Annotated in this window: 13 protein-coding genes; 8 read left to right on the top strand and 5 right to left on the bottom strand. The window is 59.7% G+C overall.

What is annotated here, in order from left to right; translation table 11 throughout:
- Position 1: 1 nt before the first annotated feature.
- Entirely contained in the window at positions 2-1,033 is a 1,032-nt protein-coding gene (locus ACR0M2_RS11000; RefSeq protein WP_480705092.1) for a permease, read from the bottom strand.
- Positions 1,026-1,334, bottom strand: coding sequence for an ArsR/SmtB family transcription factor (locus tag ACR0M2_RS10995; protein ID WP_170413807.1), 309 nt, complete (start codon positions 1,332-1,334; stop codon positions 1,026-1,028). Before ACR0M2_RS10995 ends, ACR0M2_RS11000 begins: the two co-directional genes overlap by 8 nt.
- 136 nt (positions 1,335-1,470) lie before the next feature.
- On the opposite strand from ACR0M2_RS10995, the gene pdxR reads away from it, so the two are divergent.
- The 7 genes from pdxR (at position 1,471) to ACR0M2_RS10960 (ending at position 11,424) form a co-directional block, all read left to right on the top strand.
- Positions 1,471-2,931, top strand: a complete 1,461-nt coding sequence (gene pdxR, locus ACR0M2_RS10990) for a MocR-like pyridoxine biosynthesis transcription factor PdxR (RefSeq protein WP_170398329.1) — start codon at positions 1,471-1,473, stop codon at positions 2,929-2,931.
- 125 nt (positions 2,932-3,056) lie between these two features.
- On the top strand, positions 3,057-4,832 hold the full coding sequence (gene xsc, locus ACR0M2_RS10985) for a sulfoacetaldehyde acetyltransferase (RefSeq protein WP_170398326.1): 1,776 nt from the start codon (positions 3,057-3,059) through the stop codon (positions 4,830-4,832).
- 4 nt (positions 4,833-4,836) lie between these two features.
- On the top strand, positions 4,837-5,859 hold the full coding sequence (gene pta, locus ACR0M2_RS10980; protein WP_480705090.1) for a phosphate acetyltransferase: 1,023 nt from the start codon (positions 4,837-4,839) through the stop codon (positions 5,857-5,859).
- Between the two features lie 80 nt (positions 5,860-5,939).
- The gene (locus ACR0M2_RS10975) at positions 5,940-6,962 is read left to right on the top strand and encodes a YeiH family protein (RefSeq protein ID WP_480705310.1); all 1,023 of its coding nucleotides are present in this window, start codon (positions 5,940-5,942) and stop codon (positions 6,960-6,962) included.
- Positions 6,963-6,986: 24 nt separating this feature from the next.
- On the top strand, positions 6,987-9,806 hold the full coding sequence (locus ACR0M2_RS10970) for a molybdopterin oxidoreductase family protein (RefSeq protein WP_480705088.1): 2,820 nt from the start codon (positions 6,987-6,989) through the stop codon (positions 9,804-9,806).
- On the top strand, positions 9,803-10,552 hold the full coding sequence (locus ACR0M2_RS10965; RefSeq protein WP_170362313.1) for a 4Fe-4S dicluster domain-containing protein: 750 nt from the start codon (positions 9,803-9,805) through the stop codon (positions 10,550-10,552). The genes ACR0M2_RS10970 and ACR0M2_RS10965 overlap by 4 nt, the downstream gene beginning before the upstream one ends.
- Positions 10,552-11,424: a dimethyl sulfoxide reductase anchor subunit family protein gene (locus tag ACR0M2_RS10960; protein ID WP_480705086.1), complete on the top strand. Its 873-nt coding sequence runs from the start codon at positions 10,552-10,554 to the stop codon at positions 11,422-11,424. The genes ACR0M2_RS10965 and ACR0M2_RS10960 overlap by 1 nt, the downstream gene beginning before the upstream one ends.
- Before the next feature lie 99 nt (positions 11,425-11,523).
- On the opposite strand, the gene dapA is transcribed toward ACR0M2_RS10960, so the two are convergent.
- Complete coding sequence (gene dapA / locus ACR0M2_RS10955; protein ID WP_170351012.1) at positions 11,524-12,396, bottom strand: 4-hydroxy-tetrahydrodipicolinate synthase; 873 nt, start codon at positions 12,394-12,396, stop codon at positions 11,524-11,526.
- A 134-nt stretch (positions 12,397-12,530) separates the two neighbouring features.
- Here dapA and ACR0M2_RS10950 point away from each other — a divergent pair, with 134 nt between their 5' ends.
- Positions 12,531-14,495 carry a lytic transglycosylase domain-containing protein gene (locus ACR0M2_RS10950; RefSeq protein WP_480705084.1) on the top strand — a complete coding sequence of 655 codons (1,965 nt, stop codon included), beginning with the start codon at positions 12,531-12,533 and terminating at the stop codon, positions 14,493-14,495.
- Here ACR0M2_RS10950 and ACR0M2_RS10945 read toward each other — a convergent pair.
- Together ACR0M2_RS10945 and mnmC2 are read right to left on the bottom strand one after the other, a co-directional pair.
- On the bottom strand, positions 14,469-15,338 hold the full coding sequence (locus ACR0M2_RS10945) for a DMT family transporter (RefSeq protein WP_480705082.1): 870 nt from the start codon (positions 15,336-15,338) through the stop codon (positions 14,469-14,471). The genes ACR0M2_RS10950 and ACR0M2_RS10945 overlap by 27 nt on opposite strands.
- Positions 15,335-16,000, bottom strand: coding sequence for a tRNA (5-methylaminomethyl-2-thiouridine)(34)-methyltransferase MnmC2 (gene mnmC2, locus ACR0M2_RS10940; protein WP_170351014.1), 666 nt, complete (start codon positions 15,998-16,000; stop codon positions 15,335-15,337). The genes ACR0M2_RS10945 and mnmC2 overlap by 4 nt, the downstream gene beginning before the upstream one ends.
- Between the last annotated feature and the right edge of the window lie 46 nt (positions 16,001-16,046).

Below are 16,046 nucleotides of genomic sequence, written 5' to 3'. Positions count from 1 at the left end.
TTTAGATCATCTGAAACAGAATACCAGCAATGATCGCCCCGGTAATCCCAAGCCCCAGATAGGTGGCAAAGACCCGTGGTTTGACCAGTGACCACACCGCTGCCATCGCAGGGATCGAGCTGACCGCACCCGCGATCATGAACGACATCGCGGCCCCCGCACTCATCCCCTGCTCCGTCAGCCCCGCCAGCAGTGGCGGCGCGACGTAGGAATTCAGATAGGCAGGCATCCCAACCAACGCCGCGATCACGATGGGTACGACACCTTCGCCCCCCACCACGCGGGCGATCAGATCGGCCGGAACATAGCTGACCAACAGCGCCTCTAACACATAAGCCAGGGCCAGCCATTTCAGCAGGAACAGCCCGTTGTGAACGAATTCCGACCGGAACCTCTGACGACGCTCAGCTTCCTGCCAGAATCTCCAGACCGGTTTGTCATCCTGTTTTGGGCCACCACAAGCGCTGCAACCGGCCGGTTTGTAGTCGCGCAGCGGTTGGGCAAAGGCGCCCGAGCGCATCAGGCCGCGCACAACGAAACCGCCGAACAGACCCAGCGCCACCGCAGCAACCGCCTTGCCTATCGCAAAGGGCCATCCCAACGCACCGGCGGTGATCAACAGGGTTGGCGGGTCAATCAACGGAGAGCTGAGCCAAAACGCCATCACCGCAGACAGGGGCGCACCCAGCGCCAGCAATCCGGCAATGAACGGGATGACCTCACAGGAACAGAACGGCGCCAATCCACCAAACACCGCAGCAAGGAAGATCATCCGCGTCTCGCGCCCTTCAAAGGCGCGCGCGACCATCACTTCGGCCCCGGTCGCCTTGAGGTAGGACAGCAACAAAACGGCAAACAGGATATACTGGCCGGTATGGATCAGCGCCTTACCAGCAAATGTCACGACTTCAACCCAGTTACCAGGGTCCAGAACAGCCACGGCGGCCAGGATTGCAACGATCAATGCCCAAGGGGTTTTGATCAGATCAAGCGCCTTCACGGGCACTTTGGGATTTTGCGTCAGTTCAGCCATCGTTCGCGGCCTTTCCCACTTCGTCCGCGCAGCATTCGGCAAGGATGAACTGCGCCAGATTTCTCAACTCGTCATAGCAGGCACGGTTGATCGTGCTGCGCCCGACTTTCTCTTGCTCCACGACACCGCCCGCGGCCAAAAAACGAAGGTGATGCGCCAAAGTTGACGGTGCTATTCCCGTCCGCCCTTGAATTTCACCAACCGTCAGGCCCGCCTGCCCGGCGCGGACCAAAGTTCTCAGAACCTTCAACCGGGCCTCGGACCCCATGGCCGAAAATCCTGCTGCAGCAGTTTCCCACATATTCGATTCTCCATTAAACTAGATTTCTAGTTATTTAGGTTAATTGAAACCCACCGTCAAGCACGGCAACGCGGGAATTTTTGGAAAAGTCATAAGTCCAGATTGCTCATCTTTTAGGTCCACCCTATAAGACCTCATGGCAATATCGGTCGACACATTCTTTCTTGAGCTGAACGGGCAAGGTACGCTGCAGGCGCAGATCCAGCAGATGATTGCCGAAGGCATACTGTCCGGCAGGTTTCATGTCGGGGAAAAGCTGCCCTCATCACGCAAACTGGCCGCCCATCTGGGTGTCAGCCGAATTACGGTGACGCTGGCCTATACCGAACTGCTGGCCAATGATTATCTGACGGCAAAGGGACGTTCGGGCTATTTCGTCTCGCAAAACGCACCGGTGCCGCCGAAATACACCCCCCTTCAGCGTGGTGCCGAAACCGTGGATTGGGATGCTGCGCTGGCCCGCCGATTCTCGGGCGGGGACATGCTGTCGAAACCACGGGACTGGCGCAGCTATCGCTATCCATTCATTTACGGGCAGGCGGATCGCAATCTTTTTGACCACGCCAACTGGCGCCTGTGTGCCGTACGCGCCCTTGGGCACAAGGATTTCGAATCCCTCACCACCGATTACGTGGATCAGGATGATCCGCTGCTGGTCGAATTCATCGCCCGTCACACCCTGCCCCGCCGCGGCATCGCCGCCCGCCCCGAAGAGATTCTGATCACCATGGGCGCACAGAACGCGCTGTGGCTGGCCTCGCGTATCTTGCTTACCCACAATCGCACCGCGGTGATCGAAGACCCATGCTATTACTCTCTGCGCAGCCTGCTAGAGCATTGGGATTGCGACGTGACTCCGATACCCGTCGACCGCGACGGTCTGCCCCCTGAGACATTGCCTGACACCGCCGACGTTATCTTTACGACGCCCAGTCACCAAAGCCCAACCACTGCAACTATGCCCGTTGAGCGTAGGCACAAATTGCTGGAACGCGCGCATGACCTGGACGCGATGGTGGTCGAAGACGATTATGAATTCGAAATGGCCTTTCTGGGCGCGCCCTCTCCGGCGTTGAAGTCGATGGACCGCGATGGCCGCGTGATCTATGTTGGCAGCTTTTCAAAATCGCTGTTTCCGGGATTGCGCCTGGGATACATGGTCGGCTCGGAACCTTTCATCCGCGAGGCGCGGGCGCTGCGTTCGTTGGTGTTGCGCCACCCGCCGGGGCACATCCAGCGCACCGCCGCCTATTTCCTGTCATTGGGCCATTACGACGCGCAGATCCGACGCATGTCCAAGGCTTTGGCGCGCAGGCGCGAAGCCTTGGACCAAGCGATCGACAAACACGGGCTGACAGTGGCCGGGCGTGGCATCATGGGCGGATCATCCCTGTGGATGTCTGCCCCTGAACACGTCGACACAACGCAACTGGCCCACACGCTGCAGGGCCAGAGCGTTCATATCGAACCCGGCGCGCCGTTCTTTTCGGGGCCGGATCAGCCGAAGAATTTCTACCGTATCGGCTATTCCTCGATCCGGCAGGACCGTATCGAACCGGGTGTGAAATTGATCGCAGAGGCCATCCGCGGCTGTTAGCGCCATACTGGACATATTCCGCAAATCCATCTGGCCCTAACGCAGCCTTCCCCCATAGGTCAAAACCGTATGCAAAGGCGGGGCACCGGGCCCGGCCATTCCACACATGCGCGGAGATCACACACATGAAAATGACGACTGAAGAAGCATTCGTTAAGACGTTGCAGATGCACGGGATCGAACATGCGTTCGGTATCATCGGCTCGGCCATGATGCCGATCTCGGATATTTTCCCGAAGGCCGGAATTTCGTTCTGGGACTGTGCGCACGAAGGGTCCGGCGGCATGATGGCCGACGGCTACACCCGCGCGACCGGCAAGATGTCGATGATGATCGCGCAAAACGGTCCTGGGATCACCAACTTTGTAACGGCTGTTAAAACCGCATACTGGAACCACACGCCAGTACTTCTGATCACACCACAGGCCGCGAACAAAACCATCGGTCAGGGCGGTTTTCAGGAGATGGAGCAGATGCGCATGTTCTCGGACTGCGTGGCTTATCAGGAAGAACTGCGTGACCCGTCGCGTGTCGCCGAAGTTCTGAACCGGGTAATCCTGCAGGCCAAGCGTGCCTCGGCACCGGCTCAGATGAACATCCCGCGCGATATGTGGACCCAGGTTATCGACATCGAGCTGCCGAAGATCGTTGAATTCGCTCGCACCGCAGGCGGTGACGAGGCACTGCAGGAAGCGGCTGACATTCTGTCGGAAGCCAAGTTCCCCGTCATCCTGAACGGCGCTGGCGTTGTTCTGTCCGGCGCGATCCCCGCATCTGCCGAGCTGGCCGAACGTTTGACCGCACCGGTCTGCGTTGGCTACCAGCACAACGACGCCTTCCCCGGCTCGCACCCGCTGTTTGCCGGTCCTTTGGGCTATAACGGCTCGAAAGCTGGTATGGAGCTGATCGCCAAAGCAGACGTCGTACTGGCTCTGGGCACCCGTCTGAACCCGTTCTCGACCCTGCCCGGCTACGGCATCAACTACTGGCCGACCGACGCCAAGATCATTCAGGTTGACTTGAACCCTGACCGTATCGGCCTGACCAAAGATGTCACGGTTGGCATCGTTGGCGATGCCAAGAAAGTTGCCGAAGGTCTACTGGCCCGTCTGGGTGATCATGCTGGTGACGCAGGTCGAGAAGATCGCAAAAACACCATCGCCACCACCAAATCTGCTTGGGCGCAAGAGCTGAGCTCGCTGACCCACGAGAACGACGATCCGGGCACCACCTGGAACGAGCGCGCCCGTGCCGCCAAGCCCGACTGGATGAGCCCGCGCATGGCGTGGCGCGCAATTCAGGCGGCGCTGCCGACAGAGGCAATCATCTCGTCCGACATCGGCAACAACTGCGCCATCGGCAATGCGTATCCGTCGTTTGAAGAGGGTCGCAAATATCTGGCTCCTGGCCTTTTCGGCCCCTGCGGCTATGGCCTGCCAGCGGTTATCGGTGCCAAGATTGGCTGCCCCGATGTTCCGGTTGTCGGTTTCTCAGGTGACGGCGCATTCGGCATCGCAGTGAACGAGCTGACGGCGATTGGTCGCGAAGAATGGCCTGCTGTAACCCAGATCGTTTTCCGCAACTATCAGTGGGGCGCGGAAAAGCGTAACTCGACCCTGTGGTTTGACGACAACTTCGTGGGCACAGAGCTGGACCAGCAAGTATCGTATGCGGGCATCGCGCAAGCTTGTGGACTGAAGGGCGTTCAGGCGCGCACACAGGACGAGCTGACTGCGGCGCTGAACCAGGCGATCATCGATCAGAAAAACGGCATCACCACGCTGATCGAAGCGATGATCAACCAGGAATTGGGTGACCCGTTCCGCCGCGATGCGATGAAGAAGCCCGTCGAGGTCGCTGGTATCGACGCTGCGGACATGAAGCCCCAGGCCGGAGCATAATTACGTGAAGCCCCTGCGCCAAATACTTGGGGCTGCGACCAGTTCCAAAAAGATCATCGCCCTTGCTGAGGGCGATGATCCACGTGTGGTGGAAGGTGCGCTGAAAGCGCGTGCCGAAAATGCCGCCGATATCATCCTTGTGGGCGATCACGCCAAGATCACCGCCTTGCTGGCGGAAAAAGGCGGATCCGATGTGGACGGGATTACCATCCATGACCCCGCGACATCCCCCCATACGGATCGGTTCGCCACGACCTATTATGAGCTGCGCAAGCACAAGGGCATGACGCCCGAGAACGCGCAGAAACTGATCAGAAGCCGCCTGAACTATGCCGCTATGCTGGTCCACCTGGGACTGGCTGATGGCACCGTCGGAGGGGCGGTAGAAACCACCTCGGACACTGTGCGCGCCGCTTTGCAGATCATTGGCAAAGCCCCCGACGCCCATATGGTGTCCAGCTTCTTTTTGATGATCTATGACCGCGACCACCACGCGGTTCAGGGTGTTCACATCTTTGCCGATTGCGGTCTGGTTGTTGATCCCGACGAACGGGAACTGGCCGAAATCGCGCAGGCATCGGCGGCGTCGTACCACGCACTGACCGGCCAAGAACCCCGTGTTGCCATGCTGTCCTTTTCCACAGGCGGCAGCGCCAACCATCCCAAAGTTTCCAAGGTGGTCGAAGCCACCCGGATCGCCAAAGCCGCAAGCCCGCATCTGCTGATCGACGGAGAGCTGCAGTTCGATGCCGCCTACGTGCCCGAAGTTGCCAGCAAAAAGGCCAAGGATTCGCCGTTGAAAGGGCAAGCCAACGTGTTTGTCTTCCCGAATCTCGATGCCGGGAACCTTGGCTACAAGATCGCACAGCGTATTGGCGGGGCCGAGGCCGTCGGGCCGGTTCTGCAAGGACTGGCGAAACCAGCAAATGACCTGTCACGCGGCTGTTCGGCAAATGATGTTCTGCACATGATTGCAGTGACCGCTGTTCAGGCCCAGCACGACGATGCCGAGCCCGAGACATGCTGATCCGGAACCAGCATAACTTCGGCGGCATACTCGCCGATGACGCCGCTGCGTCAGGAAGGACCGTCGAATAAATGCTGGCCATGACCCAGATTTCAAATCTTGTCGGTGTAAACGCCACCCAAAAGGCCCGCACCCTTTTCCCGGGCATTCTGGTGGCGATCATCGTTGCCGTATCTGCCAAATTCCTGTCTGAGCATTACGCGACGCCAGCCATGCTGATGGCTCTACTTTTGGGCATTGCGCTTAGCTTTTTGGGGGAAGAGGGTAAAACCGTCCCTGGTATCGGCTTTGCCGCAAAATCGCTGCTACGCCTGGGCGTGGCGCTGTTGGGTGTTCGGGTTTCAATGACGCTGATGATGGGGCTGGGCTGGGACCTGATCGCTCTGGTCGTGGGCGGGGTTCTAGCAACAATTGGCTTTGGCCTTCTGGTTGCCCGATTCTTTGGCCACAAATGGCGCTTTGCCTTTCTGACCGCCGGTTCTGTCGCGATTTGCGGGGCCTCTGCCGCGATGGCCATCAGCGCCATTCTACCCAAGGATGAACGATCCGAAGAGCGCCTGATTTTTACCGTTCTGGGCGTCACCGTTCTATCGACCATTGCGATGATCGCCTATCCGATCTTAGTGCGCATTCTGAGTATGAGCGATGTCGCAGGGGGCGTGTTTCTGGGCGGTACGATCCACGACGTGGCGCAAGTGGTCGGCGCAGGCTTTTCAATCTCGGAACAGACCGGCGATACTGCAACGCTGGTGAAACTGATCCGTGTGGCGATGCTGGCCCCGGTGGTTCTGGTCGCGTCGCTTATCATCCGAGGCGTTGCTGAAATGGATGAAACCGGCAAACGGCCCCCGATCCTGCCGGGCTTTGTCCTTGGATTTCTTGTTCTGGCTGCCGCCAGCTCATTCGGCCTGATCCCGCCTTTCATCACTGAACTGCTAAGCCAGGCATCGCGGTGGCTGCTGCTGATCGCCATCGCGGCGGTGGGCATGAAAACCAACCTGAAACAAATCCTTTCGGTCGGCGGCGCTGCCATCGCCCTGATCGTCGTAGAAACTCTTTTCATTGCAGGAATTATCCTAGCCGGAATAACTTTCCTGACCTGATCCGCCCCGACAGAAGGACGCCAGATGACCATCCAGCAACCGAAGATAGACACCAGCCCTAAAGTCTCGGACGAGGTTCGGCGCACCACCTGTTACATGTGTGCCTGCCGCTGCGGCATCAACGTTCATATGAAAGACGGCAAGGTCGCCTATATCGAAGGCAACCGCGACCATCCAGTGAACAAGGGCGTTTTGTGCGCCAAGGGCTCGGCCGGGATCATGCAGGTCAACGCGCCGTCGCGGTTGCGCAAGCCGCTGCGCCGGGTTGGCCCGCGCGGCTCGGGTGAGTTTCGCGAGATCGAATGGGACGAAGCGATCAGCACTGCCGTTGGCTGGCTGAACGAGCTGCACGAAACTGCGCCGCAGAAACTGGCCTTCTTTACCGGTCGCGACCAAAGCCAAAGCTTCACCAGCTTCTGGGCGCAGAATTTCGGCACCCCCAACTATGCGGCCCATGGCGGGTTCTGTTCCGTCAACATGGCGGCGGGTGGCATCTACACCATGGGTGGCGCGTTCTGGGAATTCGGTCAGCCCGACTGGGATCACACCAAGCTGTTCATGCTGTTCGGCGTGGCCGAGGACCATGACAGCAACCCGATCAAGATGGGCATCGGCAAGATCAAAAAGCGCGGCGCGCGGGTGATCGGGGTGAACCCGATCCGCTCGGGTTATAACGCTGTCGCCGATGACTGGGTCGGGATCACGCCGGGCACCGACGGGCTGTTCATCCTGTCGCTGATCCACGTGCTGATGAAGGCGGGCAAGATCGACCTTGATTACCTCAGCCGCTACACCAACGCGCCGGTTCTGGTGAATGCCGCCGAAGGCCCCGAGAAAGGCCTGTTCCTGCGCGACGCCGATGGAAAACCGCTGGTGATCGACCGCACCACAGGCGAGCTGACCGCCTTTGACAAACCGGGTGTGCGACCTGACCTGTCGGCGACCTACGAAAAAGATGGCGTCACCCACCGCCCGGTCTTCCACCTGATGGCGGACAAATACCTCAGCGACGACAACGCGCCCGAGGCCGTGGCCGAACGCTGTGGCATCCCGGCGCAACGCATCCGCGCCATCGCGGCCGAAATCGCCCGCGTTGCCTTTGACGAAGCGATCGAGCTGGACCACGAATGGACCGATTTCCGGGGTGAGAAGCACTCCAAGATGATCGGTCGTCCGGTCAGCTTCCACTCGATGCGCGGAGTTTCGGCCCATGCCAATGGGTTCCAGACCTGCCGCGCGCTGCACGTGCTGCAAATCCTGCTGGGCACTGTCGAAGTGCCCGGAGGTTTCCGCTTCAAACCGCCTTATCCTAAACCGGTCGAGGCGCACCCGACACCGCATGGCGACCGCCGTCCGGGCCGACCGCTGAATGGGCCGCATCTGGGCTTTCCACGCGGTCCCGACGATCTGCTGCTGGACGATGACGGCAGCCCCATTCGCATCGACAAGGCGTTCACCTGGGAAAACCCGATGTCGGCCCACGGGCTGATGCATATGGTGATCTCGAACGCCGCTGCGGGTGATCCCTACAAGATCGACACGCTGTTTATGTACATGGCAAACATGTCGTGGAACTCGTCCATGAACACCAAAGGCGTGATGGAAATGCTGACCGCCAAGGATGATGACGGAAATTACGTCATTCCGAACATCATCTATTCCGATGCCTATTCCTCGGAAATGGTGGCCTATGCCGATCTGGTCTTGCCCGACACTACTTATCTGGAACGGCACGACTGTATTTCGCTGCTGGACCGCCCGATCTGCGAGGCTGATGCCGCCGCCGATGCGATCCGCTGGCCGGTGATCGAACCCGACCGCGATGTGCGGGGGTTCCAGTCGGTGCTGATCGAACTGGCCAACCGCATGAACCTGCCCGGCTTCACCAACGAAGATGGCAGCCCGAAATGGAAAGATTACGCTGACTATATCGTAAACCACGAACGCCGCCCGGGCATTGGCCCGCTGGCCGGATTCCGTGGCCCCGATGGTGACAAGGAAGGGCGTGGTGAGGTCAACCCGGAACAGCTGAACCGCTATATCGACAACGGCGGCTTCTATGTCGCGCATATTCCCGAAGGTGCGGATTACTACAAACCTTGGAACGCAGCCTATCAGGACTGGGCCGTGGGCATGGGTATCTATGACAGCCCGCAACCTTACCTGTTCCAGCTTTACTCGGAACCGATGCGTAAATTCCAACTGGCGGCCGAAGGCCATGGTGAGAGGCAACCACCCGAGCATCTGCGCCAGCGCATCAAGGACACGATGGACCCGCTGCCGATCTGGTACGAGACCGATCAACAAGGCAACGAAGGTTTCACCGTCAACGCCCTGACCCAACGCCCGATGGCAATGTACCATAGCTGGGGCACCCAGAACGCCTGGCTGCGCCAGTTGCACGGGCGCAACCCTCTTTATGTCCCGACCAAACTGATGCGCGAGCACGGGTTGCAGGATGGTGACTGGGCCAAGGTCAGCTCGCCGCATGGGGCAATCACGGTGCCGGTCATGGAAATGGCAGCGCTGAATGAAAACACCGTCTGGACCTGGAACGCCATCGGCAAGCGCAAAGGCGCCTGGGCCCTGCAAGAGGACGCGCCCGAGGCCACCAAAGGCTTCCTGCTGAACCATCTGATTCACGAGCTGATGCCGCCGAAAGGCGATGGCATGCGGTGGGCCAACTCCGACCCCATTACCGGTCAGGCCGCCTGGTTCGACCTGAAGGTCAAAATCGAAAAAGCCGAAGCCCCGGGTGACGCCGAAAGCCAACCGGAATTCGATCCTATAAAATCGCCGGTGGGAACCGGCCCGAAAGATCTGGCGTGGAAGGTAGGCAAATGACCCAACTCCCCCAATCCACCGAACGTAAGATGGGTCTGGTTATCGACCTGGACACCTGCGTTGGCTGCCATGCCTGCGTGATTTCCTGCAAAGGCTGGAACACCGAAAACTATGGCGCGCCGCTGTCGGATCAGGATGCCTATGGCGCCAATCCGTCGGGCACCTTCCTGAACCGTGTGCATTCCTACGAGGTGACACCGGATGAGGGTCACGCACAGCTGATCCATTTCCCCAAATCCTGCCTGCATTGCGAAGACGCGCCCTGCGTCACCGTGTGCCCCACCGGGGCCAGCTATAAGCGGGTCGAGGATGGCATCGTTCTGGTCAATGAAAGCGACTGCATCGGCTGTGGCCTATGCGCGTGGTCCTGCCCATATGGCGCGCGCGAGCTGGATCAGGCGGAAGGTGTGATGAAGAAATGCACCCTGTGCGTTGATCGCATCTACAACGAGAACCTGCCCGAGGTGGATCGTGTCCCCTCTTGCGTGCGCACTTGCCCCGCCGGGGCCCGGCATTTCGGTGATCTTGGCGATCCTGACAGCGACGTCAGCAAACTGGTGGCTGAGCGTGAGGGCATGGACCTGATGCCGGAAATGGGCACCAAACCCGTCAACAAATATCTGCCACCCAGGCCCAAGGATCAGATCGAGGATCAGATCGACATTCTGGCCCCGCTGCTGGCCCCGGTCGCCGAAGAACCCAAAGGATTCCTTGGCTGGCTCGACAAAACTCTGGAGAAGCTCTGATGCATCCCGCACCTTCCGTCATCGTCTTCACCACCCTCTCGGGCCTGGGTTTTGGCCTGCTGTTTTTCCTCGGCCTCGGCTTGCCCGTCGTCACCGGCTGGGTCGCCTTTGCGCTTTTTGCCATCGGCTTTGGTCTTTCCGTCGGCGGCTTGCTGGCCTCGACCTTCCACCTAGGCCACCCGGAACGCGCGATGAAGGCTTTTACGCAATGGCGGTCAAGCTGGCTCAGCCGTGAAGGCTGGTGCGCAGTCATCGCCCTGGTCCTGATGGGGCTTTACGCCATCGGCGCGGTGTTTTTTGGGCAGCGCTGGGGCGCTCTGGGCATTCTCGGTTCCTTGTTCTCACTGGCAACAGTGTTCACGACATCGATGATCTATACCCAGCTCAAGACCATCCCGCGCTGGAACATGAAGCTGACACCCGCCATGTTCCTCAGCTTCAGCCTTGCGGGCGGGGCGCTTCTGTCCGGGCAACTTGCTTGGGCGATGCCGTTGTTGTTGATCGCCGGCGCGGTGCAACTGATGTACTGGCGGCAAGGGGACAAGGCCTTTGTCCAATCCGGCACTGATCTGGGCACCGCTACAGGCCTGGGCGGCCGCGGTTCGGTTCGGGCGTTTGAACCACCCCATACCGGCACCAACTATCTGCTGCGCGAATTCGTCCACGTGGTCGGGCGCAAACACGCAGAAAAGCTGCGGATCATCTCGTTCACGTTGGCCATTTTCGTACCGCTGATCCTGTTGATGCTGCCATTCCATCACATACTGGCATTGCTCGCCGTCCTATCCCATCTGACCGGCGTTGCAATTTCCCGATGGCTATTCTTTGCACAGGCCGAACACGTCGTTGGACTGTACTACGGAAAACGATAATAAAAGGGGGCTCTCAGCCCCCTTCTTTTTTAGCCTGACAGGCCAATCCGTCTTTTCCAAGGGATTGCCAACCGGTGAAAACATCCGGCCAGGCCTGGCTCAAATCAGACCGGCATGGGCCATTGCGGCATCAATGGCGGCCTTGGTGCTGTTTTCCAGCGGTGTCAGAGGCGAGCGGACCTCGTCACTGCACAGACCCAGTTTGCTAAGCGCGTATTTTGCCCCGACCAGACCCGGCTCGAGGAAAATCGCCTCGTGCAGGGGCATCAGGCGATCCTGATATTCCAGCGCCTTGGCAAAATCGCCTGCCAACGTCGCCTGCTGGAACTCGGCGCAAAGTTTCGGTGCGACATTCGCGGTCACCGAGATGCAACCAACACCGCCATGCGCGTTAAAGCCCAGCGCGGTCGCGTCTTCGCCGGACAGCTGGCAGAACGCGGGCCCACAGGCCGCACGCTGCTGGCTGACGCGCGCCAGATCACCAGTGGCGTCCTTGACGCCCACGATGCGCGGCAGTTCAGCCAGTTCACCCATGGTTGCCGGGGTCATGTCGACGACCGACCGACCGGGGATGTTGTAGATGATGATCGGAATATCGGCGCAATCATGCAGCGCACGGAAATGTGCCACCAGACCCTTTTGGGTCGGCTTGTTGTAATACGGCGTCACCACCAGTGCTGCATCGGCACCGATCCGTTCTGCGAATCGCACAAAGCGGATTGCCTCAACCGTGTTATTCGACCCCGCCCCGGCGATAACCGGAACACGACCGGCGGCCGCTTTGACCACCTCTTCCACAACGGTTTCATGCTCTTCATGACTAAGGGTCGGGCTTTCACCGGTGGTGCCCACAGGAACCAGCCCGGTCGAGCCTTCCTGAATCTGCCATTCCACCAAGTGTTTGAGCGTCTTCAGGTCCAACTCGCCGTTTGAAAACGGTGTGACGAGGGCTGGCATTGAGCCTTTGAACATGACACGCTCCTTAGTGTGCAGTTTGTGTTTTTTGTGCCCAAGGATCGTCACAATCATGGCGATGTGAGTTGATACCGTCGGCACAAGGTTTATCCTGAATGGCTCTATCCTTGGTTGGTTGGGAAATGCAAGGCATGACACGCGTTCTAGCGCTTTTGATAGCAATGATTCTTGGGTCAATGGGGCAAGCGCAGGCCGACTCGGTCGGTGATCTGCGGGCCGGGATGAACGAAATGCGTAAGGGCGACTGGAATGCCGCCCTGCGGGTTTCGGGCAATCGGGGGTCGGTCAGCCGCGATATCATTGTCTGGCACTGGCTGCGCGAAGGCTATGGCAGCTCTGGCGATGTGCTGGTGTTTCTGGAACGCCGACCGGATTGGCCGGGTCTGGCCTGGCTGCGGCGCAAAAGCGAGCCGGTCTTTACCGGGGCTGATCCCGATCGGATCTTGAAATTCTACGCCGACGTACTGCCGCAAACCGCCGAAGGGGCGCTGAACTATGCTGTCGCCTTGATGGCCAAGGGGCGCGAAGGTGATGCCGAGGCTGACATTGTAGCTGCATGGCGCACCATGCCGATGGGTAAGGGTCTGCAGAAGAATTACCTTGAGAATTTCAGCAAACTGCTGAAACCCCACCACGCGGCGCGGCTGGACCGGATGCTGTGGGACAACCACTTGGTCAGCGCGGGGCAGATGCTGCCCTTGGTCAGTGCCGATCAGCGCAAGCTGGCCGAAGCGCGGATTGCCCTGCAAAAACGCCTGCCCGGCGTCGATGGCAAGGTTGCAGCCGTTCCAAAATCCCTGGCCGACGCGCCTGGATTGGCCTTTGACCGTTTTGTCTGGCGCGACCGGAAAGAGTTGGACGACAGCGCAATTGAACTGATGTTGGCACGCTCGACCGGGCCTGAGGCGCTGGGTGAACCTGACAAATGGGCCGAGGGCCGCCGCCGTCTGGCCCGGCTTGAGATGCGCAATGGCGACGTGAATCGCGCCTATCAGATCGCCGCTAACCATCACATGACGCCGGAAATGGGTTATGCCTATGCCGATCTGGAATGGCTGGCGGGGTTCTTGGCCCTGCGCAAGCTGAACGATCCGGCCACGGCCGTGCGGCATTTCCAGAACTTTTCAGGCGCGGTGCAGTCTCCGATCTCAAAAGGGCGCGGCGGATACTGGCTAGGTCGGGCCTATAGCGCGCAAGGCGATGCCGACAAAGCCTATGAAGCTTATGCGATGGGCGCGGATTACCAGACGTCGTTCTATGGCCTGTTGGCGGCTGAACGCATTGGACGACCGTTTGACAGCGAATTGGCCAACCCTCGCCGCGCGCCGCATTGGAAACAGGCCGAGTTTGCCGACTCCAGCGTGTTGGAAGCCGGGCTGCTGCTGTTGCGTGCGGGCGAAGACAACCTGTCCGAACGCTTCCTAACCCATCTGGTAGAAGAACTGGATCAGGTGCAGGCGACGCAATTGGGCGATCTGGTGATCGAACTCAAGGAGCCGCATCTGGCGGTGATGATCGCCAAACGGGCGGCGAAAACAGGTGTTGTTCTGCCCGCCGCCTATTACCCGGTGCATCCGGTGGCCGATATGGGCTTGCCCATGGCGAAAGAGATGACCTTGGCCATCGCCCGCCGCGAAAGCGAGTTCGACCCGGTGGTGATCAGCGGCGCGGGCGCGCGCGGGCTGATGCAGGTGATGCCGGCCACGGCGCAACTGGTAGCTAAGGAGCTGGGAATTCTCAGCGGTCACAAGACAATCAAGCTGACCTCGGACTGGCAATACAACGCCAAGCTGGGCGCCAATTACCTGTCCGGGCTGGCAGAGGATTTCAACGGCAATGTGGTGATGATGGCCGCAGGCTATAATGCCGGGCCGCGCCGTCCGATATCGTGGATGGATCGATATGGCGATCCCCGCGCCGGTGAGATTGACGTGGTCGATTGGATCGAGACGATCCCGTTCAGCGAGACGCGCAACTACGTGATGCGTGTGGCCGAAAGCCTGCCAGTCTATCGTGCGCGCCTGGGTCAGCCCGCTCTGCCGATTCCCTTCTCGCAGGAATTGGTTGGCTCAACCTTGGCGGCGTTCGCGCCATAGGGTGAACAGACCCGCCGCCACGACCAAAGCTGCGCCCAGAACGACCTCTGGCCGCAGCGCCTCGCCAAAGACCGTGATGCCCAAAATCGTACCCCAGACCAGGTGGAAATAGGCAAAGGGCTGCACCGCGCTGGCCTCGGCCATCTCATAGCATTTGATCAGCAACCAGTGGCCTAACACGCCGCTGACACACAACACCGCCATCCAGACCCAGTCCGGGCGGGCCATCGGCTCCCAGAACCACATTCCCACCGAAGTCATCGCAACAGCACCCGCAATTCCGGTCCAGAAAAAGCTGGTGGCCGCGTTGTCCTTACGGGCAGCGAACCGGGTCAGTAGACCATAGAGTGCAAACATCAGCGCGGATATGAGCGGAACGATGGCCCACGGGTTGAACACCCCGACCCCGGGTTGCAGGATAATCAGCACTCCGATGCAACCGACACCAATAGCGGACCAGCGTCTCCAACCTACTTTCTCACCAAGCACCGGTCCGCTTAAGGCTGCGACCAGCAATGGATAGCAGATAAAAACAGCCATTGTGTCGATCAGGCCAAGAACGGTGAACGCAAACACTGCCACGCAAATTTCTGCCGCCAGCAAGACGCCACGAAACACCTGTAGCCCAAACTGGCTCGTCTGCGCTGCGGCCCGTAACCCGCCCGGCGCGCGCGCTGCCAGCGCAATGACAAACGCGGCGAAGAACCAGTAGCGGATCATCACAACCATGTAGGTGTTGTAGGTCCCGGCCAGATGGCGCGAGATACCGTCCTGCAAGGCAAACACGATGGTGGCCGCGATCATCAGGCCAATTCCGGCCCGCACGTTATTCTGCTGCGTCATGGCTTGCGCGCCCGGGTCATATGGCGCTTGCGGCCATAGCCGGGGGTTCGGGCGACGGTAAAGCCCGCCTCTTCCAGCCCGCGCCGCACAAATCCGGCGGCAGTGTAGGTGGCTGCCGTGCCCTCGGCTGCCGTATGATCCGCCACCTGCTGCATCAGATCAGCCCCCCACAATTCAGGGTTCTTTGCCGGGGAAAACCCGTCCAGAAACCATGCATCTGCCCGACCAGCCCAGTCAGGCAATGTCTGACGAGCGTCGCCCTCGATCACTTCAAGGCGCAGGGTCCCCAGATCGCACCCGCCACTCTGCCACTGCGCCAGAAAACGGTCGCTCCACGGTGTCAATTCGGGGAACGATGCCATTGCGCGGGACATGTCCTCGGGCGTCATCGGAAAGGCTTCGAAACTGGTGAAGGTCAGGGGCGTGGTTTGGCCAGATTTCTCCCATTCCGACCACACAGTCAGCATGTTTAGACCCGTGCCAAAACCCAGCTCGGCGATACGAAACCCCGGCGCAAATCGCGCGGGCAGATCATTACCCGCCAGAAAGACATGCCGCGTTTCCTCCAACCCGTTCTGCAACGAATAATAAGGATCGTCGAAACGGTCCGAGACCGGGATCTGATCCTCGGTCCATGTCAGTTCGGCGCGCTGGTCTGCCATCGGGGAATCCTGTAGCTAAGCGGCGCGACACTGAACAAGGATAAGG

The sequence above is a fragment of the Ruegeria sp. BE10 genome, from assembly GCF_056538905.1.
Note: the sequence above shows the minus strand (reverse complement) of the source record. Positions and strands in the feature narration are given on the sequence as shown.